18 protein-coding genes are annotated in these 22649 nt (G+C 72.1%); 11 read left to right on the top strand and 7 right to left on the bottom strand.

Annotated features, from left to right (window positions below; translation table 11 throughout):
* Nucleotides 1-149 precede the first annotated feature (149 nt).
* Nucleotides 150-1370, bottom strand: a complete 1221-nt coding sequence (locus OG302_RS11100; protein WP_371526639.1) for a hypothetical protein — start codon at nucleotides 1368-1370, stop codon at nucleotides 150-152.
* A 246-nt stretch (nucleotides 1371-1616) separates the two neighbouring features.
* On the opposite strand from OG302_RS11100, the gene phsA reads away from it, so the two are divergent.
* Entirely contained in the window at nucleotides 1617-3536 is a 1920-nt protein-coding gene (phsA, locus tag OG302_RS11095) for an O-aminophenol oxidase PhsA (protein WP_371526638.1), read from the top strand.
* On the opposite strand, the gene OG302_RS11090 is transcribed toward phsA, so the two are convergent.
* On the bottom strand, nucleotides 3515-3877 hold the full coding sequence (locus OG302_RS11090; RefSeq protein WP_371526637.1) for a hypothetical protein: 363 nt from the start codon (nucleotides 3875-3877) through the stop codon (nucleotides 3515-3517). The genes phsA and OG302_RS11090 overlap by 22 nt on opposite strands.
* A gap of 111 nt (nucleotides 3878-3988) precedes the next feature.
* Here OG302_RS11090 and OG302_RS11085 point away from each other — a divergent pair, with 111 nt between their 5' ends.
* Nucleotides 3989-4813, top strand: coding sequence for a PDZ domain-containing protein (locus tag OG302_RS11085; protein WP_371526636.1), 825 nt, complete (start codon nucleotides 3989-3991; stop codon nucleotides 4811-4813).
* 203 nt (nucleotides 4814-5016) lie between these two features.
* Complete coding sequence (locus tag OG302_RS11080; protein ID WP_371750093.1) at nucleotides 5017-6138, top strand: M24 family metallopeptidase; 1122 nt, start codon at nucleotides 5017-5019, stop codon at nucleotides 6136-6138.
* Nucleotides 6139-6214: 76 nt separating this feature from the next.
* Here OG302_RS11080 and treZ read toward each other — a convergent pair whose 3' ends face one another.
* A complete protein-coding gene (treZ, locus tag OG302_RS11075) occupies nucleotides 6215-7960 on the bottom strand; it encodes a malto-oligosyltrehalose trehalohydrolase (RefSeq protein WP_371750092.1) in 1746 nt (581 codons plus the stop codon).
* Between the two features lie 158 nt (nucleotides 7961-8118).
* On the opposite strand from treZ, the gene OG302_RS11070 reads away from it, so the two are divergent.
* Nucleotides 8119-8670, top strand: coding sequence for a DUF1707 and FHA domain-containing protein (locus OG302_RS11070; protein WP_361842779.1), 552 nt, complete (start codon nucleotides 8119-8121; stop codon nucleotides 8668-8670).
* A 58-nt stretch (nucleotides 8671-8728) separates the two neighbouring features.
* Here the strand turns inward: OG302_RS11070 and OG302_RS11065 are convergent, their stop codons facing one another.
* Nucleotides 8729-9979, bottom strand: coding sequence for a M14 family zinc carboxypeptidase (locus OG302_RS11065; protein ID WP_371526635.1), 1251 nt, complete (start codon nucleotides 9977-9979; stop codon nucleotides 8729-8731).
* Between the two features lie 337 nt (nucleotides 9980-10316).
* On the opposite strand from OG302_RS11065, the gene OG302_RS11060 reads away from it, so the two are divergent.
* Both OG302_RS11060 and OG302_RS11055 read left to right on the top strand, forming a co-directional pair.
* Complete coding sequence (locus OG302_RS11060) at nucleotides 10317-10949, top strand: hypothetical protein (RefSeq protein ID WP_371526634.1); 633 nt, start codon at nucleotides 10317-10319, stop codon at nucleotides 10947-10949.
* Entirely contained in the window at nucleotides 10928-11320 is a 393-nt protein-coding gene (locus OG302_RS11055) for a cytochrome P450 (protein ID WP_371526633.1), read from the top strand. The genes OG302_RS11060 and OG302_RS11055 overlap by 22 nt, the downstream gene beginning before the upstream one ends.
* Here the strand turns inward: OG302_RS11055 and treY are convergent.
* Nucleotides 11300-13726 (bottom strand): malto-oligosyltrehalose synthase, encoded by a 2427-nt coding sequence (gene treY, locus OG302_RS11050; RefSeq protein WP_371526632.1) that lies wholly within the window; start codon nucleotides 13724-13726, stop codon nucleotides 11300-11302. The genes OG302_RS11055 and treY overlap by 21 nt on opposite strands.
* An 81-nt stretch (nucleotides 13727-13807) precedes the next feature.
* Here treY and OG302_RS11045 point away from each other — a divergent pair, with 81 nt between their 5' ends.
* Complete coding sequence (locus OG302_RS11045) at nucleotides 13808-15142, top strand: MFS transporter (RefSeq protein ID WP_371526631.1); 1335 nt, start codon at nucleotides 13808-13810, stop codon at nucleotides 15140-15142.
* On the opposite strand, the gene glgX is transcribed toward OG302_RS11045, so the two are convergent.
* On the bottom strand, nucleotides 15117-17225 hold the full coding sequence (gene glgX / locus OG302_RS11040) for a glycogen debranching protein GlgX (RefSeq protein WP_371526630.1): 2109 nt from the start codon (nucleotides 17223-17225) through the stop codon (nucleotides 15117-15119). The two genes, OG302_RS11045 and glgX, sit on opposite strands and share 26 nt — an antisense overlap.
* A gap of 158 nt (nucleotides 17226-17383) precedes the next feature.
* On the opposite strand from glgX, the gene OG302_RS11035 reads away from it, so the two are divergent.
* The 4 genes from OG302_RS11035 (at nucleotide 17384) to OG302_RS11020 (ending at nucleotide 21757) form a co-directional block, all read left to right on the top strand.
* Nucleotides 17384-18169 (top strand): Tat pathway signal sequence domain protein, encoded by a 786-nt coding sequence (locus tag OG302_RS11035; RefSeq protein WP_371526629.1) that lies wholly within the window; start codon nucleotides 17384-17386, stop codon nucleotides 18167-18169.
* 64 nt (nucleotides 18170-18233) lie between these two features.
* Complete coding sequence (locus OG302_RS11030) at nucleotides 18234-19550, top strand: copper amine oxidase (protein WP_371526628.1); 1317 nt, start codon at nucleotides 18234-18236, stop codon at nucleotides 19548-19550.
* A 73-nt stretch (nucleotides 19551-19623) separates the two neighbouring features.
* The gene (locus OG302_RS11025; protein ID WP_371750091.1) at nucleotides 19624-20895 is read left to right on the top strand and encodes an SAV2148 family HEPN domain-containing protein; all 1272 of its coding nucleotides are present in this window, start codon (nucleotides 19624-19626) and stop codon (nucleotides 20893-20895) included.
* 136 nt (nucleotides 20896-21031) lie between these two features.
* The gene (locus tag OG302_RS11020) at nucleotides 21032-21757 is read left to right on the top strand and encodes a 3'-5' exonuclease (protein WP_371750090.1); all 726 of its coding nucleotides are present in this window, start codon (nucleotides 21032-21034) and stop codon (nucleotides 21755-21757) included.
* Nucleotides 21758-21786: 29 nt separating this feature from the next.
* On the opposite strand, the gene OG302_RS11015 is transcribed toward OG302_RS11020, so the two are convergent.
* The gene (locus OG302_RS11015; RefSeq protein ID WP_371526627.1) at nucleotides 21787-22641 is read right to left on the bottom strand and encodes a phosphotransferase enzyme family protein; all 855 of its coding nucleotides are present in this window, start codon (nucleotides 22639-22641) and stop codon (nucleotides 21787-21789) included.
* Nucleotides 22642-22649 lie beyond the last annotated feature (8 nt).

Genomic DNA, 22649 nt, shown 5'->3' with positions numbered 1-22649 from the left:
TCGACTCCGATCACCTTGAGGGGGAGGGGGCCGTTCGTGGCGGCCCGGGACAACGTTCGCCCCAACCCTTCCTGGCCGCAAGGGCGCGGGGGTGTCGCTGGCCCCCGTCGCGCACGGAGAGGCGGCAGCCGCACCGGTGCGGGCGAGACCTACGACTCCGCCGCCGCGGCGTCCACCGCCCTCCGCTCCAGCTCGGCCAGCCGCGCGTCGGCGGCCGCCCGGCCCTGGTCGGTGCCCTGCAGCGCCCGGTGCAGACGCTGTGCCCGTATGGCCTGGGTGTAGTCGCCGAGCAGCGCCAACTCGTCGCGCAGGACGGCCAGCTGGGCCGGATCGGGGCCGGTGTCGTCCAGCTCGCGGATCAGATGGGCGCGGGCCGTCTCCACCATCCCCTGCTGCCGCGCGAGTTCGAGCCAGGTGGATTCCGGTTCGTCGTCGGGGTCCGCCCCATAGTTGGAGTCGTCGAACGAGCGTGCCCACTCCTGGACTTGCCCCGCCTCCTCCGGAAGTCCCGCGAGGCCGCACCAGGTGTCGTACGTCGTCTTGCGGGCCTCGCGCAGCAGTGGCAGGTCCTCGGTAAGGCAGTGCAGCCCGACGAGGACGACGGCGAGCCGCAGTTCGTCGGACATGGAGGCGTCCGCCTCGTGTTTGAGGAGGTGGCGCAGGAGCGCGCGGTCGGTGTTCCGCCGGTCGTACTGCGCGGCCCGCAGCGCCGCCACCCTGCGCGCCCGGTCCCGGGCGACACCGTCCCAGACCGTGCGGTCGCCCGTCCGCAGCAGGGCCAGGTCGGTGCGGCCCTTGGCCAGCACCTGTTCCCACAGGGGCGGGCGCGGATGCGGGTCGAGGCGCCTGTACGCCAGGTGCTCGACGGCGTTGAGGAGGAGGTGGTCCGGTTCGGTGCGCAGCAGCGAGGCGTGCAGCCGGGCGACGAGCTGCAAGGGGGAGCGCTCCGGGAGCCCGAGCGCGGTCCGGAGTTCGGTGCGGTGCGCGTCGAGATCGGGCACGCAGTCCTCGCGGAAGTCGCCCTCCGTGTCGGCGATCTCGGCGAGTATCCGCGCCTCGCCGTCGGTCGGTGAAAGCCGTACGTAGTCATGCCAGCCGGGCAGGCCGACGAGGATCTCCAGGGCTTCGTCCACGCTGTCCCCGATGATCCCGGCGGAGCCCTCGGAATCGGCGTACAGCACGGAGCCGTCGCCGCACACGAAATACGTGCCCCCGGAATCGTCCCCGGCGATCGGTTCCAGCGGACCGCCCGACGCGAGGCGGACCTCTTCGACATGGTCCGTGCGGGACAGATCGAATGCGAAAGGGAACGCGGCCAGCTCGGCCAGGCGTGGGTCCTGTCGCAGCAGCCGGAGTGCACGTTCGGTCATGTTCCGAAAGTAACAGCGGTCACTGACAGCAGACCCACAACAGGACTGCCCAATTCCCTCTGTGCTTTCCGATACTTTTCATGCGGAATGGGGGATTCGTGGAACTTGGCGGGGGTGCCGAGAGTCTCTATTTGTGAGGGGGCGGCCACTGACCAGGCTGCTCAACTGGCCGCAGGATTGCGGCCCTTGCATTTGCATTGATCAACACGGCTGATCGATGCAGCCATCAACACGGGGGTGTTCATCTTGACCGACATCATCGAGCGCACCACGGACCGCCTGACGGCACAGGGGGAGCTGACGCCGTACGTCACACCGCTGCCGGTGCCGCCGGTCCTGCGGCCGGACTCCGTCGACTGGCGCGACGAGACCGACTTGCCCGCGGAGACCGAGATCGCGCTGCGCCCGGCCTGGATCCGGCTGCACCCGCAGCTGCCGCCGACCCAGATGTGGGGGTACGACGGGTGTGTGCCGGGCCCGACGATCGAGGTGCGGCGCGGCCGCCGCATCCGGATCGCGTGGACCAACCGCATCCCGAAGGGCGCCGAGTATCCCGTCACGTCCGTGGAGGTGCCCCAGACTGTCCCGAGCCCCGGCACCCTGCCCGGCCGCGCGGGCGTCGAGCCGAACAAGGACGTGGCCGCGCTGCCCGCCTGGTCGGTGACGCACCTGCACGGCGCGCAGACGGGCGGGGGCAACGACGGATGGGCGGACAACGCGGTGGGGTTCGGCGACGCCCAGCTCGCCGAGTATCCGAACGACCACCAGGCGGTTCAGTACTGGTATCACGATCACGCCATGAACATCACCCGGTGGAACGTGCAGGCGGGGCTGTACGGCACGTACCTGCTGCGGGACGACGAAGAGGACGCGCTCCACCTCCCCTGCGGGGAGCGGGAGATCCCGCTGCTGCTCGCCGACCGGAACCTGGACACGGACGAGGACGGACGGCTGAACGGCCGCCTCCTGCACAAGACCGTCATCGTCCAGGCCGCGAACCCGGAGACGGGCAAGCCGGTCACGCTGCCCTTCACGGGTCCGTACAGCACGGTGAACGGCCGCATCTGGCCGTACGCGGACGTCGACCCGGCCTGGCACCGCTTCCGCCTGGTGAACGCGTCGAACGCCCGCATCTACGACCTCGTGCTCGTCGACGAGGACAACAACCCGGTGCGGGGCGTCCTGCACCAGATCGGCAGCGACGGCGGTCTGCTGCCGCGTCCCGTGCCGGTCGACTTCGACGAGACGCTGCCCACGCTCACCGTCGCGCCGGCCGAGCGGATGGACCTCCTGATCGACTTCCGTGCCCTCGCGGGCAAGCGGGTGCGGCTGGTGAACAAGGGCCGCGACCAGGCCCCCGGGGTGCCGGACCCGGCGAACGACGTGCGCTATCCGCAGGTCATGGAGTTTCGCGTGCGGGACACCGAGGCCGATGACTCCTTCTCGCTGCCGGAGATCCTCTCGGGCTCCTTCCGCCCGCTGAGCCACGGCATCGAGCACGGTCACCGCCTGATCGTCCTGACACCGCCCGCCACGAAGGGCGGCGGAGGGCACCCGGAGATCTGGGAGATGACCGAGGTCAAGGACGCGGGCGACATCCGGGTCGCGACCGAGGGGGTCATCCAGCTGACGGGCGCGGACGGGAAGACCAAGACCTACCGCCGGACCGCGCGCACCTTCAACGACGGTCTCGGCTTCACCATCGCCGAGGGGAGCCACGAACAGTGGAGCTTCCTGAACCTCGCGGTGAACCCGCCGGTGACCCACCCCATGCACATCCACCTGGCCGACTTCCAGCTCCTGGGCCGCGACGCGTACGACGTGTCGGGCTTCGACGTCACGGTGGGCGGCACCCTGGCCCCGATCGCCTTCGACCCGAAGAAGGAGGTCCCCCTCGCCCCGAACGAGCGAGGCTGGAAGGACGTCTTCCGGGTACCAGGTGGCCAACTGCTGCGCGTGATGGGCAAGTTCGACGGTGCTTACGGCCGCTTCATGTACCACTGCCACCTCCTGGAGCACGAGGACATGGGCATGATGCGCCCCTTCGTGGTCATGCCGAAGGAGGCCCTGAAGTTCGACCACGGGGCGGGCCACGGCGGCCATGACGGCCATGATGGGGCCGGCCACGAGCGAGGTCGCGCGGGTTACATGGGTCCCACGGGCTGACAGAGACCCCGGGCGGACAGCCAGTTACGCAGGCCCTCGGAATGGACCAGCGGGAACTGGCCGTCCTGGCCGTATTCGAGGTCACTGCTCACCTTGCCCAGGTGCAGTGTCAGCCGCTCGACATGCCGCCCGCGTGCGTCGCTGAGGTCGAACCGCAGGTCACCCCAGCACATGCAGCAGAAGGCGTCGGCGGTGGGATCGATCGCGAGGAGCCCCGACAGTTCGCGGAGCTCGGCGGGGTCGTGCACGAGGTGGAGCAGCTCCGGCCCGCCCGTCGTACCGGTGATCCGGACGCGCGTCGTCCGGGCCCAGAGGGAGGTGATGTCGGGGGTGGCCGTCACGCGGACACGCTATCGGGCGCCACGGTCGCCGAGGCCGCACACCTGGACGTCACTCGTTCGTGAATCGTCGCGCCGCGTCACGCCGGGTAGGGCTGTGGCCGGAGGCGAGCCATGGAACAGACTGCGTTGCGTCCCAAGCCGATGCCCGGACAGGATCCCGGCGACGGTGACGGCGGCAGGTTCGGCAAGTTCGGAAGGGGCGGCAGAAGCGGCAGAGGCGGCGGAGGTGGCAGGGACGGCGGATCCGGTGTCGGCCGGAAGTTCGGCATAGGGCGGAAGGCCCGCGCCGGGCGCACACCCGGCTCGGGCCACCGATCCGGGACCGGCCCCCGCCCGCACGCCGCGCGACGGCGCGGGCGGCGGCTGATCACCCTGCTCTTCGGGCTGCTCGTCTCGGTCGTTCTCGTGCTGACGGGGGTGGGTCTCGGCACCGTCAGCACCACCGTCATCGGCATGAGCAAGCTCGCCGACATGCAGAAGCAGGCGCAGGCTCAGGCGCAGGGCGGCGCCAAGGGACAGGATGGACAGGCCGGGCAGGCTCCGGGTCGCCATGCCCCGGGTGGCCAGGCCGCTCCGGGTGCGGCGTCCAAACCCGGCGCCGTCCCGCCCGCCGCCGCGCCGAAGCCGCCGCGGAAGGAGCACGGCAAGGCCGAGGCGCGGACCGCCGCGCGACCCACGCTGGGCGTGGAGGCCGTCGATGCCCCCAAGGGTGCCGGAGCCCTGCTCGTCGGCGTGCACAGCCCGGGGCCCGGTTACACCGCCGGTCTCGTACGGGGTGACGTACTGCTCGCCTTCGGCGGGACCCGCATCGCGTCCGCCAAGGGCCTGGCGGTCGCGGTCGCCGCCGCCACCCCGGGAAGGAACGTCACTGTGACCGTGCGCCACCAGAGCGGAGGGCGGCAGGCCCTGTCGGTGACGCCGGGCTTCGTGACGTGAGGGCCGCGGCGTACGGGTACGGGACACGAGTGCCGCGACTGATGCTCGTGACGTACGTGATGCGACGGGGGCCGCCGTAATGGGCTCGCGCACGCGCTGGGGCAGAGGCAGGATCGGCATCACCGGCAGCACCACGCCGTACCGCCGTAGACGCCGTACCGCCGCAGCGATCAGCCCTGGAGGCACCCATGACCGGCACCCCCATGACCGGCGCGCCCGCGCCCTTCACCGCCGATGACTACAAGGCCCGCATGGACCGCGCCGCGGCCGACGCGGCGGACGCGGGGCTCGCCGGGCTGCTCGTCGCGCCGGGCCCCGACATGGTCTGGCTCACGGGCTACCGTCCGGTCGACACCGAGCGCCTCACCGTCCTCGTGCTCGCCGCGGGCCAGGAGCCGGTCCTCGTGGTGCCCACCCTGGAGGCCCCGGACGCGGAACTCGCCGCGGGCGCGAGCGCGCTCTCCCTGCGGGACTGGACCGACGGGAAGGACCCCTACGCCGCTACCGCACCGCTCCTGGACGTCGACGGCCGCTTCGGGATCAGCGACAACTCCTGGGCCATGCATCTCCTCGGCTTCCAGCAGGAGCTGCCGAACACCTCGTACGTGAGCCTGACCGAAGCGCTCCCCATGCTGCGCGCCGTCAAGGACGCCGCGGAGCTGGAGCGCCTCGCGGCGGCCGGTGCCGCCGCGGACGCCACGTACGAGGAGATCAAGAAGGTTGCCTTCGCGGGCCGCAAGGAGACCGACATAGCCGCCGAACTCGCCGATCTGTTGCGGAGGTTCGGGCACTCCCAGGTCGACTTCACCGTCGTCGGATCCGGCCCGAACGGCGCCAACCCGCACCACGAGGCGGGTGAGCGCGTCATCGCGAACGGCGACATGGTGGTCCTCGACTTCGGTGGCCTGCTGCAGGGCTACGGCTCGGACACCTCACGCACGGTGCACGTGGGCGAGCCCGACGCCGAGGAGCAGCGGGTCCACGACATCGTGCGCGAGGCACAGGAGGCCGGCTGCCGCGCGGTGCGGCCCGGCGCCGTCTGCCAGGACGTCGACAGGGCAGCGCGGGCGGTGATCACCGAGGCCGGGTACGGCGAGCACTTCATCCACCGCACCGGGCACGGCATCGGCGTCACCACCCACGAGCCGCCCTACATGATCGAGGGCGAGGAACTGCCGCTCGTGCCCGGCATGTGCTTCTCCGTGGAGCCCGGCATCTATCTGCCGGGCCGCTTCGGAGTGCGTATCGAGGACATAGTGACGGTCACCGAGGACGGCGTACGGCGCCTCAACTCCACGCCGCGCGAGCTGGCGATCGTCAACTGACTCTCCCCGCACAGCCCAACTGACCCTCCCCGCAGCCCTCTGACTCTCCCCGCGGCCTCATGGCGCCCCGCAGTCCTCACGGCATCGCGAGCACCGCGCAGGACTCGGCGGGCAGCCGCAGCAGCCCGTCCGCTCCGGGCGCGGTGACCGGCTGCCACGCCGCGAGCACCCGTGCGCCCCGGCCGCCCAGCGGGATGTCGACCGCCTCCTTGCCGATGTTCAACGCGATCCGCAGATCACCGCGCCGGACCGCGAACCACCGCCTCTCCTCGTCGTACGCGACCCGGAGCGTCGCCAGATCGGGGTCGCGGAGGTCGCCGCGGGCCCGGCGCAGGGCGATCAGTTCGCGGTACCAGGCCAGCACGCGCGCGTGGGGGTCGGTCAGCGGCTCGGCCCAGTCGAGGCAGGAGCGCTCCCTGGTGGCCGGGTCCTGCGGGTCCGGAATGTCTCCCTCGGCCCATCCGTGCGCGGCGAACTCCCGGCGCCTGCCCCGGCGTACGGCCTCCGCGAGCTCGGGATCGGTATGGTCCGTGAAGAACTGCCAGGGCGTCGCGGCGCCCCACTCCTCGCCCATGAACAGCATCGGCGTGAACGGTCCGGTGAGGGTGAGCGCGGCGGCGCAGGCGAGCAGACCGGGGGAGAGGGTGGCGGAGAGGCGGTCTCCCTGCGCGCGATTGCCGATCTGGTCGTGGGTCTGCGTGTAGCCGAGGAAGCGGTACGCGGGCGTCCGGGCGCGGTCCACGGGCCGGCCGTGCCGGCGTCCCCGGAAGGTCGAGTACGTGCCGTCGTGGAAGAAGCCGCCCGTCAGCGTCTTGGCGAGCGCGGCGAAGGGCGCCCGGGCGAAGTCTTCGTAGTAGCCGTGCGCCTCACCGGTGAGCGTGGCGTGCAGCGCGTGGTGGAAGTCGTCGTTCCACTGCGCGTGCACCCCGAGCCCGCCCTGCGCGCGCGGGGTGACGACCCGCGGATCGCCCTGGTCGGACTCGGCGATCAGCGAGAGCGGCCTGCCGAGCTCGTCGGCAAGACCGTCCACGGCCGTCGAGAGCTCCTCCAGGAAGTGGCACGCGCGCGTGTCCCGCAGCGCGTGCACCGCGTCCAGCCGCAGGCCGTCCAGGCGGTAGTCGCGCAGCCAGGCGAGCGCACTGCCGACCAGATACGCGCGCACCTCGTCCGAGCCGGGGGCGTCCAGGTTGACCGCGGCGCCCCACGGGGTCTGGTGGGTCTCCGTGAAGTAGGGCCCGAACGCGGGCAGATGGTTGCCGGACGGGCCGAGGTGGTTGTGGACGACGTCGAGCACGACGCCGATGCCGTGCGCGTGCGCGGCGTCGACGAATCGTTTCAGCGCGTCGGGACCACCGTACGGCTCGTGCACGGCCCACAGGGAGACGCCCTCGTACCCCCAGCCGTGCTGCCCCGGGAACGGGCAGAGCGGCATCAGCTCCACATGGGTGACGCCGAGCTCGGCGAGGTGGCCCAGACGCCCCGCGGCCGAGTCGAGCGTGCCGTCCGGCGTGTACGTCCCCACGTGCAGCTCGTACAGGACCGCGTCCCGCACTCCGCGCCCCGCCCAGGGCGCGCGCCACGCGTACCGGTCGTGGTCGACGACCGCGCTGAGCCCGTCCGGTCCGTCCGGCTGGCGTCGCGAGCGGGGGTCGGGCAGCACGGGGCCGCCGTCGACCGAGAAGCCGTACCGCGCCCCGTCGGCGGCCTCCGCCCGCACCGTCCACCACCCGGCCCGGCCGTCTGCGCGCTCCATCGCATACGTGCCGTCCTCGCACTGAAGTGCGACTCGCGCGGCCCCCGGTGCCCACACCTCGAACTCCACCGACAGTTCCCCCTTGTCCGCCATCCGCTGTCGTCCGTCCGTCCTCATCCGTACGTCATCCGTGGTGACGTACGTTCCATCGTGCTGCAGAAGTGATCGGTTCGCGGTCGTTCCGCGTTTTCTGGACACCCCGGCCGAGCTGACCGACAATCACCAGGGTGACGTCGTCCTTCGAGTTCCACACGTACCCCGCGCGGCTGACCGACGCCGAGCGTGACAGGGCGCTGAAGGTGCTCAGGGAGGGCGCCGCCCTCGGCAAGCTGTCGCACGACACGTTCGTGCGGCGCATGGAGCTGGCGCTCGCCGCCCGCCAACCCGACGAACTCGCCGCGCTCACCGCCGATCTGCGGACCGAGGGGCGCCTCTCGCGCGTGGTGTTCGGCACCGTCGGCGCGGTCTCCGGGTTCACGGTCCGGCTGCGCAGGGCCTGGCAGGCCGAGCGTCTGCCGAAGCTGCTTCTTCCGGTGCCGGGGAACCCGCATCCGCTGCGGATCGGCCGCGACCCCGCGAACGGCCTCAGGCTCAGCCACGAGACGGTTTCCCGGGTGCACGCAGAGCTGAGCAGACAGGGCGGCATGTGGGTGCTGCGCGACCTCGGGTCGACCAACGGCACGTCCGTGAACGGCCGCAGGGTGATCGGCGCGGCCGTCGTCCAGGACGGCGATCTGATCGGCTTCGGGAAGATGAGCTTCCGGCTCTCCTCCTCATGAGGCCCCGTGCGCCCCGTGAGTCACCGCAGGGACCTGCGTGAGCTGTGCCGTGCCGCGGTCAGTCGTCCTGCACGCGCGCGTGCCGCGCGGCGGCGACCGTCGTCCGTGACTGGTGCTCCACCTGGTCCTCCACCGGCACCCAGCGCGCCCTGAACCGCTCGGCGAACGCCTCGCTCCAGTGCTGGACGAGCCGTTCGAGGCGGGGTGCGGCCGGGTCGCCCGCCGCGTCGAGGACCCGCAGCAGCATCGCGGCGGCCCGCAGCGGAAGGCGGCGCCCGAAGGCGTCGACACTGCCGATGTACGCCATCGACGTCCCCGCGGGCGGCAGCCGGGCCCAGTCGTCGGCGAGGCCGGGCACCAGGTCGAGCGCCCAGCGTGCCGCGCGCAGGAGTGGCCCCCGCGCCTCCGGGAGCCGCGGCATGGCCTCGCCGAGGATGCCCTCGACCAGACCCGCGTCATGGCGCAGCCGCCGCGAGAAGCCGCGCAGCGCCAGCACCGGCGAGGGGTGGACGGCCGCGTCGTCCACGAGGTCGCTCGCCCACATGGGAACCTCGACGATGGCGGTCAGGCCGCCGTACCGGTGGGCGTGGTGCCAGGTCGTGTGCCGGGCGTCCTCGGGGAGGCTCGGATAGGCGGCCGCCGAACCGGGACCCGGCAGCACATGGACCCCCGGCCCCGAGACGGGCCAGCCCGCGGCGTCCGAAGCCCCCGTCTCCACCGGTATGTGCAGCTCCGCCGCCGACTTGGCGAACGGCTCCACGAGCCCCGGGATGTCCCGCGTCAACTGCACCCAGCTGCCGCCGAGATCGGTGCCGTGCAGCGACACCTGCAGGTAGGGCCGCAGTTCGTCGATGACGCCGGTCAGGGCGCGCGTCTCCGGAGGCAGCCGGTCGGGCGGAAGCACGGAGGGGGACCACTCCGGCTGCTCGGGTCCGGCGGGCCGGAAGAAGTGCCGGTGGTAGTCGAAGAGGGTGCGCGGGGCGGGCGTGCGGTGCAGGTTCGCGCCGTCCGGGTCGGCGCACAGGAGGAAGTGCCAGGAGGCGTCGGCACGCAGGTCCTCGTCCTGCAGTGCCCATTCCGCGAGGTGGAGCAGCGTCGAGCCGCCGGTCGGTTCGTTGGCGTGCGCGCCCGCGACGACCAGGACGGCGCGCGGTGAGCGGCCGATGGACAGCAGGTGCAGAGGTCTCCCGGCGCGCGAGGCCCCCACCTGACGCAGCGTGCTGAGCTCCGGACGGTGGGCGGCCAACTGCCTTGCGGACAGCACGAGTTCGGCCACATTGGGATAGCGCTGCTCCGCCAGTTGACTCACCCCCGTCTTGTCCGCTGACGCAATCCGCAGTACGCCACGCGGTCGGGCAGGTGTCAAGCGTGCGACCCAAGGGGCGTCACCCCACGTCGGACCTTATCCCCGAGCGTCACCCGAATGGGTGTATGGGAACTGCGCGAGCCGTCCGGCGGTGATCCGCTGAAACCCCCACACGCACCTGCCGGCGGGGGCGCCTAGGAGGAGCGGGGAGCCAGCCGTGTTGTCGAGCTCGTCCCCTCGTGGGCACCGTCCGCCGCCGGCCGCGCCGAGTCCGTGCGCGAACGCCGGACCGGCCGCGGAGGCACTGGCCGCTCCGCTGCCCAGCCTCCTGTCCCCCCGCGTGGCGCGTGATCCCTACCCGCACTACCGCCTCCTGCGCGAGGGCTTCCCCCTCGTCCGCGACGAACCCCTCGGGGCCTGGCTGCTCAGCCGGTACACGGATGTGCGGGCCGCGCTCGCCGACGCCCGGCTCGGTGCGGCACCGGCCGGCCTCGGCCCGGACTGCCGGGTACTCCTGGAGCCCGCGCTGCGGGCCGCCGCCGAGCGCACCGCCTACGTCCTCGCCCGGCGCATGGCGGGGCGGGGCGAGGCCGACCTCGTCGCCGACTTCACCGCCTGGCTGCCCGCCGCCGCGGCCGTCGCCGCGCTCGGACTGCCCTGGGAGGACGCCGTACGGGCGCAGGAGTGGTGCCGGACCGGCTCCGTGCACCCCGGCGTCCCCCACCCGGAGCTGGCCGCACTGCTGCGCCCCCATGTCGCGCGGCGCCGTGCCCATCCCGGCGCCGACCTGCTCTCCGCGCTGTGCGGAGGCCGGGCGGACGGGCAGGCGCTCTCGGACGACGCCGTGACCGCCTCGCCTGCACGCTCCTCACCGGTGGCGGCGAGGCCACCGCCCTCGCGCTGGCCTCCTTCCTCGCCAACCTCCTCGACCACCCGGCCCAGTTGGACCTCGTGCGCGCCCGTCCGGGGCTGATACCCGGCGCCTGGGCGGAGTCCCTGCGCCGTGATCCGCCCGCCCCCGTCGTGCTGCGCCGCGCCCTGGGCGGCACCACGCTGCCCGCCGGAGCCGTGGTGGCATGCCTGATCGGCTCCGCGGGGCGCGACCCCTACCGCTTCGCCGACCCCGACCGCTACGACATCTTCCGCGCCGACCCGGCGCACCTGGCGTTCGGGGCGGGGCCGCACTACTGTCCGGCCACCGCCCTGGCCGGACTCGCCGCCGAATGCGGCCTGCGGGCCCTGCTCGACGCCATGCCGGGCCTGCGCTGGGCACCCGGATTCCGGTCCGCGCCCCAGGGCCTCATGACGCGGGCGCCGCGCCGGCTACTCGTCCGCCCCTGTTGAGACCCGCTCCAGGAGCACCACCGGCAGCTCCCCGAAGAGCTCCTCCACGCGCGCGTGCCCCGTGAACTCCCGCCCCCGGGTGAGCAGATCGGCCCACCGCCCCTCCGGCAGCTCCAGTTCCGTGGAGCGCCAGCCGCCCGCCTCGGCGAGCCGCAAGGAGAGCCGCGTCGCCGCCGCGATCACCTCTCCGGAGCGCGTGAAGGCAACGCAGTGCGCCGCGCCGGGGCCCCGCGCCGCCAGTGGCTCGTACGTCGCCGCGCCGCCGAACAGCTCCGGGCGCCGCCTGCGCAGCCGCAGCGCGGTCGACGTCAGGGCCAGCTTCTCCTCGGAGAGGTCCCAGCGGTCCCGGTGCTGCTCCAGGTACTCAAGGACATGCGGTTGGAACCGCACGGGCCGCCGGTTGTCCGGGTCCACGAGCGCCCGGTACTCGCTCTCCGTGCCCTGGTAGAGGTCGGGCACCCCGGGCATCGTCAGTTGGATCAGCGTGGCCCCCAGGACGCCGGCCCGCACATGAGGCCGCAGCCCGCTCGCGAACTCAGCCACGGTGTAGAGCGGCGGCCCGCAGGGACCCGCCTCCACGAACGCCGTCACGGCCTTCTCGTACGCCTCGTTCGGCTCGGTCCAGCTCGTGTGCAGGCCCGCCTCGCGCACGTGCTTGAGCAGGGCCTGCTGGAGCCGTTCGTCGTAGGGGAAACCGAAGCCGACGGCCGTCTGCCAGGCCGCCCAAGCCAGTTGGGGATCCGGCGCGCTGGTGCCGCCCGCGCGCGCGGTCTGCTCGGTCACGTCGACCAGCAGGTCCGCCCACTTCTCCGGACACTGCGTCAGGACGGCGATGCCCGCCCGTACGTCGGCGCTGCGCTTCGTGTCGTGCGTGGAGAGCACCGTCCCCGCGTACGGCCAGTCGCGCTGCACGCGCGCGCAGTAGGCGTGAAAGGCCTCCGGGGTCACCGCGGGACGATCGGGGGAGCCGCCCACCTCGGCGGCCGACAGGAGCGGCGCGTGCCGGTAGAACGCCGTGTCCTCGACCGCCTTGGCCCGCAGCGCCGACGAGGTCTGCGCGAACCGCGCGCGGAAGCCGTCGACCGCGGGCCCCGACCCCAGCCGCCCGAGGACCAGGTCCCGTACGACATCGACCGCCTCGGCCTCCTCCCGTACCGCGAAGGCCGCCTTCGCCTCCTCGGCGGCCCCCACGGTGAGCACCGAAGCGGGGTCGGCGCCCCCGGAGACGTACGGCCGGTAGACGGGGAGCCGCACGAGCAGCTCCAGGAGCGCGGTGCGCAGGGCCCAGGGCGCGTGGTCGCGCAGCGCGGGGTCCACGGTGCAGAGGGCGGTCGCCTCGCGCGTGAGGCGGTCGGTCTCGGCGGCCAGCTCATGGGTGAGCACCTTGTACGCGGCGCGCCGCACCGTCGCCTCCCAGTCGCCGCCCCGGTCCACCGCGGGCGCCGTGAACCTGCGGTACTGGCCGAGGAGCTCGCCCGCCCCCGCCGGGTCCGTGAAGAGGCCGTCGATGTGGCGCAGCGCGTCGTATCCGGTGGTGCCCGCGACGGGCCACGCGGCGGGCAGCTGCTCCCCGTCGGCGAGGATCTTCTCGACGACGGTCCAGCTGCCCCGTGTGGCCTCCTGGAGCCGCTGGAGGTACGCGCCCGGATCCGCGAGCCCGTCGGGATGGTCGATCCGCAGTCCCTCCACGACCCCCTCCCGCAGCAGTTCGAGGATCTTCCCGTGGGTGGCGTCGAACACCTCGGGGTCCTCGACGCGCACCCCGATGAGGTCCGAAATGGTGAAGAAGCGCCGGTAGTTGAGCTCCGTACGGGCAAGGCGCCACCAGCCGAGCCGGTACCACTGCGCGTCCAGGAGCCGGGGCAGCGGCAGCTCCGCGGTGCCTTCGCGGAGGGGGAAGGCGTGCTCGTGGTAGTGCAGCACGTCGCCGTCCACCCGCAGGCGCTCCAGCTCGTCCCCGACCCCGCGCCCGAGCACCGGAAGCAGCACGCGTCCGCCGCCCGCGTCCCAGTCGATGTCGAACCACCGCGCGTACGGCGATCCGGGCCCCTCCCGCAGCACTTCCCAGAGGGCGTGGTTGTGGCGCGGCACCGCCGCCATGTGGTTCGGCACGATGTCCACGACGAGGCCGAGTCCGTGCGCCCGCGCGGTGCGCGAGAGGCACCGCAGCCCCTCCTCCCCGCCGAGCTCCTCGCGTACGCGCGCGTGGTCCACGACGTCGTAGCCGTGCGTGGACCCGGGAACGGCCTCAAGCACCGGCGACAGGTGCAGGTGCGAGACGCCCAGCGACGCCAGGTACGGGACGGCCGCCTCGGCGGCCTCGAAGGGGAACTCCGGCTGGAGCTGCAGTCGGTACGTGGCGGTGGGCGGCGGCGGGACCGCGGGCTCTGAGCGCTCAGGCGTCATGCGAACGTACGTACCCGCCTGGCGGGCTTTCGTGCCATCGACTCATGCTTCTGGCCGTCATGGTGTGACTAGCTTCGGACGATGGCTGCAAAAGTACAGGTCGCTCAGGACGGGCCACGGAAGGACGGAAACGGGAGCGGGGACGGGGACGGGGGAGCACCCGGGCTCCTGGACACCTACCGGGAAGTCATCGGGCACACCGGAGTGCTCCTTCCGGTGATCTCGTTCCTCGGCAGGCTCCCCGTGGCCATGATCCAGTTCGGCAGTGTCCTGCTGGTCACCGAGACCAGCGGATCCCTCGCCACGGGCGGCGTGGTCGCCTGCGCCCTCGCGCTCGGCCAGGTGACCATGGGCCCGCTCGTCGGCCGCCTCGCCGACCGGCGGGGCCAGCGCGCCGTCGTCCTCGGCTTCTCGCTGCTCAACGCCGTGGCGATCGCGGTGTACACGCTCGGCGCGCTCCTGAAGCTGCCCACGCCCGCGCTGATCGTCCTCGCCGTGCTCGCCGGCGCGAGCATCCCCGGGATCGGCCCGCTGGCCCGCGCACGCGCCGTCCCGCTGGTCCGCCGGGCGGGCGGCGACGACCGTCTGGTCAACACCGTGCTGTCCCTGGAGAGCACGATGGACGAGCTGTCCTTCGTGCTCGGCCCCGCCTTCGTGGGCCTCGCCGCGGTGGCGTGGCACCCGGCGTACGCGTTCGGCGCGGCAGCACTCCTGGTCGCCGTCTGCGGCTCCGGCTTCGCACTGCACCCCACGGGCCGGACGGTACGGGCCGCCCCGGTGCGGGGGCGGGCGGCACGCGCGCGTGGCGGCCGGGAGCGCCTTCCGCGCGCGGTCGTCGTCGTACGGGTCGGCCTCGTCTTCGTCGGCGTGCTGCTCGGCGCCTGTGGGGCGGGCATCACGGCCCTCACCGAGGAGTTGGGGCAACCGGGCCAGGCAGGGCTCGTCTACGCCGCCATGGGCGTCATGAGCGCCGTCGTGGGGCTCTCCATGGCCGCGCTGCCCGAGCGCTTCGGCCTGTACGCCCGCTGGCGCGTGGCGACGGCCGCCGCGGCACTGCTCTCGCTGCCGCTGGTGTGGACGGACAACATCACGGCCCTGTACCTCGTGGTGACCGTGTTCGGCGCCGTCTACGCCCCGAACCTGATCACCGGCTTCGCGCTCACCGAGCGCTCCTGCCCGCCGCGGCGCCTCGCCGAGGGGATGACGTTCGCGGCGAGCGCCTTCGTCGGCGGCCAGGCGGTCACGCTCGCCGTGGCGGGACGCCTGGCCGAGTCCTACGGCCCCGGAGCGGCGTTCGCGCTCGGCAGCGTGGCCGCCGCCGTCGCGTTCCTCGTCGCCCTTGCCGCCCGCCCCGCGGCGGACGACGGCGCGAACGCCACCACCCCTCAGGTCACGCCGGGCGCCGCAGGACGGTGAGGCTCCGGTCGGTGAGCGTCAGGCGTTCACCGGCCGCCGCCTTCGGTCCCGTGTCCGGCGGCACCCCCTCGGCCCGCGAGGTGTCCACGACCACCTGCCACTGGCGGCCGTGATTGACCGGGACGACGAAATCGAGCGGCTCCGCCGACGCGTTGAACATCAGCAGGAACGAGTCGTCGGAGATCCGCTCGCCGCGCGAACCCGGCTCCGAGATCGCGTTGCCGTTCAGGAACACCGTCAGCGCCCGCGCGTGCGACGCGTCCCAGTCCTCCTGCGTCATCTCCTCGCCCTCCGGCGTGAACCAGGCGATGTCGGAGAGCTCGTCGTGCGTGCCCTCGACCGGCCGGCCGTGGAAGAACCGCCTCCTGCGGAACACGGGGTGATCGCGCCGCAGCCACGCCATCGCGCGCGTGAACTCCAGCTGCGTGCTCTCGCCCTGGGGCCAGCGCACCCAGGCGATCTCGTTGTCCTGGCAGTAGGCGTTGTTGTTGCCTCCCTGCGTGCGGGCGAACTCGTCGCCGTGGCTGAGCATCGGGACGCCCTGCGAGAGCATCAGCGTCGCGATGAAGTTGCGCATCTGCCGCTCGCGCAGCTCCAGGACGGCCGGATCATCGGTCTCGCCCTCGGCGCCGCAGTTCCAGGAGCGGTTGTGGCTCTCGCCGTCCTGGTTGTCCTCGCCGTTGTCGTCGTTGTGCTTCTCGTTGTACGAGACGAGGTCGTGCAGGGTGAAACCGTCGTGGCAGGTGGTGAAGTTGATCGACGCCAGGGGGCGCCGCCCGTCGTCCTGGTAGAGGTCGGACGAGCCGGTGAGCCGGGACGCGAACTCGGCGAGGGTGCGCGGTTCGCCCCGCCACAGGTCGCGCACGGTGTCGCGGTACATGCCGTTCCACTCGGTCCACAGCGGCGGGAAGTTGCCGACCTGATAGCCGCCCTCGCCGACGTCCCACGGCTCGGCGATCAGTTTCACCTGGCTCACCACGGGGTCCTGCTGCACGAGGTCGAAGAACGACGACAGCCGGTCCACCTCGTGGAACTGCCGGGCGAGCGTCGCCGCGAGGTCGAAGCGGAAGCCGTCCACATGCATGTCGGTGACCCAGTGCCGCAGCGAGTCCATGATCATTTGAAGCACGTGCGGCGACCGCATCAGGAGCGAGTTCCCGGTGCCCGTGGTGTCCATGTAGTAGCGCGGATCGTCCGTGAGGCGGTAGTACGAGGCGTTGTCCAGGCCCTTGTAGGAGAGCGTCGGGCCCAGGTGGTTGCCCTCGGCCGTGTGGTTGTAGACGACGTCGAGGATCACCTCGATGTTCGCCTCGTGCAGCGCCTTCACCGCCTGCTTGAACTCCAGGACCTGCTCGCCCCGGTCGCCCCAGGACGCGTACGCGTTGTGGGGCGCGAAGAAGCCGATCGTGTTGTAGCCCCAGTAGTTGTTCAGGCCCATGTCGACCAGACGGTGATCGTTCACGAACTGGTGCACCGGCATCAGCTCCAGGGCCGTCACCCCCAGCTGCACGAGGTGATCGATGACCGCCGGATGCGCGAGTGCCGCGTACGACCCGCGCAACTCCTCCGGAAGGTCCGGGTGCCGCATGGTCAGGCCCTTCACATGGGCCTCGTAGAGCACGGTCTCGTTGTACGGGGTGCGCGGCGGGCGGTCGTCGCCCCAGTCGAAGTACGGATTGACCACCACGGACGTCATCATGTGCGGCGCCGAGTCCAGGTCGTTGCGCTTGTCCGGGGCGCCGAAGCGGTAGCCGTACACCTCCTCGCCCCAGTCGATCCGGCCGCTGACGGCACGGGCGTACGGATCGAGCAGCAGCTTCGCCGAGTTGCAGCGGTGCCCCTGCGCGGGGTCGTACGCGCCGTGCACACGGAAGCCGTACCGCTGGCCCGGCATCACGCCGGGCAGATAGGCGTGCAGCACGAACGCGTCGGACTCACGCAGCTCGACGGCTGTCTCCGAGCCGTCGTCGTGCAGCAAACAGAGCTCTATGCGGTCGGCGGCCTCGGAGAAGACCGCGAAGTTCGTGCCGGCGCCGTCGTACGTGGCACCGAGTGGATACGCCTGTCCTGGCCACACCTGCATGCATACGACTCTTCCACTACCGCCCCCTCGGCCCGGGGTCACTTTGGTCAGAGTCTCCCCGAAAGTGGGGCAACCACGCGGGAGTTGAACCCGTCTAACCGTCCGACCACATACTCGGTATGCCCTTTGAAGGGGCTCGTGGGGGAAATGGGGAGTAAGTGAGAGAGCTAGTCAGACGCCACCTGGGGAAGGTGGTGGCGGGCGCGGCAGTAGCGGTGGCCGCCACCGCGGTGCTGGTGGGCGTCACACTGCCGGGGGCGGGCGAGTCGGGGGGCCGCCAGGCCAACGCGGCGGACGCGAAGCAGGACGCCGTCATGAAGGACGGTGTCGTCGAGGCAGCGCCCGACGAGGGCGAGAAGGGCATAGGCAGCGACCCGCTGACCGATGCGGAGATCAAGCGCGCGGAGAAGGCGTCGGTGTCGGGCGCCCTGCGCTCCAGCGCCAGGGACGTCGAGGGCGACCGCGGCCCGCAGCTCCTTTCGACGAATCTCAGCGAGCCGGAGCCGACCGACGCGGGCGCCGCGGCCCCGCGCCGCGCGGAAGTCGTCTACTACGACTACAAGAAGGACGCGGTCATCACCAAGACGGTCAACGTGGAGACCGGCAAGGTGGAGGACACGACCACCGCGCAGAACGTCCAGCCGCCGCCCAGCCAGGAGGAGCTCGCCGAGGGCGCCGGGCTGCTGATCGCCGACCCGCTCGGCAAGGGCCTGAAGCAGGACTTCAAGCACGCCACGGGCAAGGCGCTGACCGGCCCGGGGCAGCTGCAGCTGAGCGGCATGGTCTTCCGCAAGGAGACCGTCGAGCGCGTCCCGGCCAACCTCGCCGACTGCGGCAAGCACCGGTGCCTGCAGGTCGTCACCAAGGTCAAGAACGGCCCGTGGATCGACACCCGGGCCCTCGTCGTCGACCTGAGCACCCGCTCCGTCGGCCGCCTCGGCTGATCTCGGCCCACCGCGCACGACACCACACTTCTGCTTCTCCTCGTACGAGGGAGTTCACAACGCAATGCACGTCAACAGACTTTCGCGCGCCCGCACAAGGGTCACCATGGCCCTCGCGGTCTCCGCGCTCATCGGCGGCGCCGCCACCGTCGCCTCACCCGCATCGGCCGCGCCCAAGGCGCCCAGCGCCCCCACGGCGGCCGCCGACTGCAGTGACGCCTACAAGATCGAGCAGACCGTCGACGGCGGCACGACCTGGCGCATGTGCTGGCACTACAACACGCTCTCGGGTCTCATCCTCGACAAGATCAGCTACCAGCCCAAAGACGAGGCGAAGCCGATACCCGTCCTGACCAGCGCCCGCCTCGCGCAGGTCCACGTCCCCTACGACGACGGCCAGGCCGAGTACGACGACGTCACGGGCACCGACTTCGGCCAGGCCCTGCAGGACCTGAACCCCGGCGAGTGCCCCGGCGGCACCATCAAGACCGTGAAGGTCCCGCAGCGGGGCGACGTGAAGGGGCTGTGCGCCACCACGCGCGCGCGTGGCCACGCGTACCGCCTCAACGACGACCAGAGCACCGGCGGCACCGGCAAGGTCTACACGGGCCAGGGCAAGGACCTGCTCGTCTACACCGTGAACAAGGCCTCCTGGTACGAGTACATCACCGAGTGGCGCTTCTCCTCGGACGGCACCATCACCTCCCAGGTCGGCGCGACCGGCAGCCTCTCTCCGTACGACTACGACGGCGGCGACAGCCGCGGCTGGCCCATCGGCAAGGGCGACCAGGCCAAGGCCGAGAGCCACGCCCACAACGTCTTCTGGCGGCTCAACTTCGGTCTGGACGGCTCCCCGAAGGCCAAGGTCGAGCAGTACGACTCCAAGGTCACCCCGCCCACCGGCCAGGGCAGCCCCACCACGAAGACCACCCGCACCAAGGTCACCAAGGAGCTCGCCGGTGACAGCAAGGACATGCGCTGGTGGCGCGTGGTCAGCGGGGCCGGCAAGAACAAGGACGGCCACCCCCGTTCGTACGAGATCGTGCCCGGGGCCAGCAGCAAGCACGCCGGACGCCCCTTCACCAAGCACGACGTGTACTTCACCGAATACAAGAAGTGCGAGCAGTACGCGAGCAACAACCCGGGATGTGCGGCCGGGGCACCGACGAGCGTCGACAAGTGGGTGAACGGTCAGTCCCTGACACACCCGGTCACCTGGGTCCACATCGGCTTCCACCACATCGCCCGCGACGAGGACCAGCAGCCGATGCCGGTCCACTGGCAGGGCTTCTCGCTGGCCGCGCGCGACGTGACCGCTATGAGCCCGCTCACTCCGCAGGACCTCGCCAACCAGAACGGCCAGCCGCCGCTGGGTGGTTGAGAATCCACCCTTGCCATCCGGCTGCACCGCCCGCCGCTCCCGGAGTACCCTTCCTTGATCGTTGAACGGGGGAGTGCTCGGGGGAGCGGAAGGGGTGCGCTGGGTGAGCTCGGGAGGGCGGGAACTGCCCCCTGGTGACGAGGGTCACGAGGGGGGTCCCGCGGACGGCCCGCCCGGAGCGGTGTCCCTGGCGCGGCCGATGGAGATGGGATCTCAGATCGGACCCGAACTGGACTGGGGCGCCGAAGCCTGGCGCGAGGTGCGCACACGCGCCCAGCGCGCCGGGCGGGCCTACATCTGGCTGAATCTCGTGGAGCAGCGGCTGCGCGCGGTCGTGGCCGCTGTTCTGCGTCCCATCTACGAACCCGTCCACGCCGACGACTGGGTGGTCGCCGCCGCCGGACCCGCCGGGCAGGAGTGGGTGCAGCGGGCCGTCGCCGTACGCGAAGTGAGCCGCCGCAAGGGGTACTTGCTCGACCCGGCCGACGACAACGTCCTCAGCTTCCTCACGCTGCCCCAGCTGCGCGAGCTGATGGTGCAGCACTGGCCGTGCTTCGAGCCGTACTTCGACGACCGCAGGGACGTCGAACTCGCCCTGGACGAGCTGGAGGTGACCCGCAACGTCGTCTCCCGCAACCGCGCCCTGTCCACCGCCGTGCTCGCCCAGGCGGAGCGCGCGTCGGCCAAGCTCCTGGACATACTCGGCGCGGGCACGGACACGCCCTCGGCTCGCCGACTGCCCGTCGACGCGGTGGAGTCCCTGGTCGGCGACCGGTACGCCGACGTGGTGGGCGTCCACTCGGACCGGGTGCGGCTGCTGCGGCAGTTCCCCGCCGAGGACATCTTCGGCGGCGCCCGCCGCCTCGACGCGATCGGGATCGGCCTGAACCTCCTGGTCCAGAACTTCTCCGGACGCCGCCTCGTGCGCCTCGCGGAGTCCGGCTGCCGGGTGCGGCTGCTCTTCCTCAACCCGGCGAGCAGCGCGGTCAAGCGCAGGGAGCGTGAACTGGGCCTGAAGCGGGGTGAACTGAGTCGTAGCGTCGAGATGAACATCCTGCACATGCGCCGGGTGCGGGCCCGCCTGCGCGACCCGGGCGCCTTCGAGATCCAGGTCTTCGACGAGACGCCGCGCTTCACCGCGTATCTGGTCGACGGGGACGGCGCGGACGGCATCGCGGTCGTCCAGTCGTATCTGCGCAGGACGCGCGGGATGGAGGCGCCGGTGCTCGTGCTGCGCGGCGGCCGCCGGGTGGTGAAGGCGGACGAACCGGACGAGAGCGGGCTCTTCGAGACGTACCGGGAGGAGTTCGAACTTGCCTGGGCGGACTCGCGCCCGGTCTCCTGAGCTGTCTCATGACCCATCTCCCGAGCTGTCCCCCGAGCCGTCCCCGGCGGCAAGCGGAAGGTGGCCCTTGGATTGTCAGTGGCCCGTGGGATCGTGGTGGTCAATGGGGGAAAGCACCACAGAGAAGGGGGCGGCCATGGGCTGGCACCGGGAGCTGCTGATCGGTTTCGACCTGGAGACGACCGGGACGGACCCGCGCGAGGCACGCATCGTGACGGGCGCGGTGATCGAGGTCAGGGCCGGCGAGACGCTGGGCCGCAGGGAATGGCTCGCCGACCCGGGGGTCGAGATCCCGGCGGATGCGGTGGCGGTGCACGGCATCTCGAACGAACGGGCGGCCAGCGACGGCAGACCGGCCGCGGAGGTCGCCGACGCGATGGCCGCCGTGCTCGTCTCGTACTGGCAGTCCGGTGTCCCGGTCGTGGCGTACAACGCGACCTTCGACCTGACCCTGCTCTCCGCCGAGCTGCGCAGGCACGGCCTGCCGTCCCTGCGGGAGCGCCTGGGCGGCGCGGAACCGGCCCCGGTCATCGATCCGTACGCGATCGACCGCTCCGTCGAGCGCTACCGCAAGGGCAAGCGGAACCTCGAAGCGGTCTGCACCGAGTACGGCGTGCTCCTGGAATCGGCGCACGACGCCACGTCGGACGCCCTGGCCGCGGCCCGCCTGGCCACCGCCATAGCCGACCGCCACCCGAAGCTTGCCGCGTTCGGTCCGGCGGAGCTGCACCGCCGCCAGATCGAGTGGTACGCGGAGTGGGCGGCGGACTTCCAGAAGTTCCTCCGGAAGAAGGGCGAGACGGACGCGGTGGTGGACGGTACGTGGCCGCTCCGCGAGGAGTTCAGCGCGTCCGGCGTCTGACACCGCCGCGGGCGTCTGACTCCGCCGCGTCAGAAGGGGTACCACCGCACGCTCGGGTCACCGTCGCGGAGTGACGCGACCCGGCGGCGGAACTCGGCCAGGGCCTTCGGGTTGGTCGGCGCGTGCTGCGCGACCCATGCGCAGCTCGCCGTCTCCCGGGCGCCCCGGAGCACCGCGCACCCCTCCCACTCCCGCACGTCCCAGCCGTACTCCGCGACGAACCCGTCGTACGCCTCGGCCGGCAGTCCGTACCGGTCCCGCGAGAGCGCCATCACCACCAAATCGTGCTCCCGCAGATCGGCGGAGAAGGTCTCCAGGTCGACCAGGACCGGACCGTCCGCGCCCACCAGGACGTTGCGGGGCAGCGCGTCGCCATGGATGGGGCCGGGGGCGAGCCGGGGGGTGAGCGCCGCTGCCGCCGCCTCGAACCCGTCCCTGCGCTCCCGCAGATAGTCCGCGTCCGCCACGTCGATCGCGTCGCCGGCGAGCCGCAGCCACCGCTCGACACCGCCGAGCAGCTCACGCCGGGGCAGCTCGAACTCCGGCGCGGGAAGCGCGTGCACAAGGCGCAGGAGTGCCGCGAGGTCGCGCGGCTCGGCGGGGCGCACGGACTCCGGGAGGCGGTGCCACACCGTCACCGGGTGCCCGTCCACGAGCCGGGGTTCGCCCTCGGCGGCCCGCACCGCGGGCACCCCGGACTCCTCAAGCCAGCGCGCGATCCGCAACTCCCGCCGCGCGCGGTCGAGAAGCTCGGGCGCCGCACGGCCGACCTTGACCACCGTCCCGCCGCTGCCGAACACCGCGTTCTCACCCAGGGCGAGCAGTGCCGCGTCCCGCTCAAGACCCGCGGCGTCCAGTACGTCCCGTGCCCGCGCCTCGTCCATCCGTTGCC

The organism is Streptomyces sp. NBC_01283 (genome assembly GCF_041435335.1).
Classification (GTDB): Bacteria; Actinomycetota; Actinomycetes; order Streptomycetales; family Streptomycetaceae; genus Streptomyces.
Note: the sequence above shows the minus strand (reverse complement) of the source record. Positions and strands in the feature narration are given on the sequence as shown.

Coding starts and splice junctions, on each gene's coding strand:
- OG302_RS11015 (WP_371526627.1), bottom strand. CDS start 22,641: ATGGACGAGGCGCGGGCACGGGACGTACTGGACGCCGCGGGTCTTGAG.
- treY (WP_371526632.1), bottom strand. CDS start 13,726: ATGACGCCTGAGCGCTCAGAGCCCGCGGTCCCGCCGCCGCCCACCGCC.
- glgX (WP_371526630.1), bottom strand. CDS start 17,225: ATGCAGGTGTGGCCAGGACAGGCGTATCCACTCGGTGCCACGTACGAC.
- OG302_RS11045 (WP_371526631.1), top strand. CDS start 13,808: ATGGCTGCAAAAGTACAGGTCGCTCAGGACGGGCCACGGAAGGACGGA.
- OG302_RS11100 (WP_371526639.1), bottom strand. CDS start 1,370: ATGACCGAACGTGCACTCCGGCTGCTGCGACAGGACCCACGCCTGGCC.
- OG302_RS11085 (WP_371526636.1), top strand. CDS start 3,989: ATGGAACAGACTGCGTTGCGTCCCAAGCCGATGCCCGGACAGGATCCC.
- OG302_RS11020 (WP_371750090.1), top strand. CDS start 21,032: ATGGGCTGGCACCGGGAGCTGCTGATCGGTTTCGACCTGGAGACGACC.
- OG302_RS11030 (WP_371526628.1), top strand. CDS start 18,234: ATGCACGTCAACAGACTTTCGCGCGCCCGCACAAGGGTCACCATGGCC.
- OG302_RS11080 (WP_371750093.1), top strand. CDS start 5,017: ATGACCGGCGCGCCCGCGCCCTTCACCGCCGATGACTACAAGGCCCGC.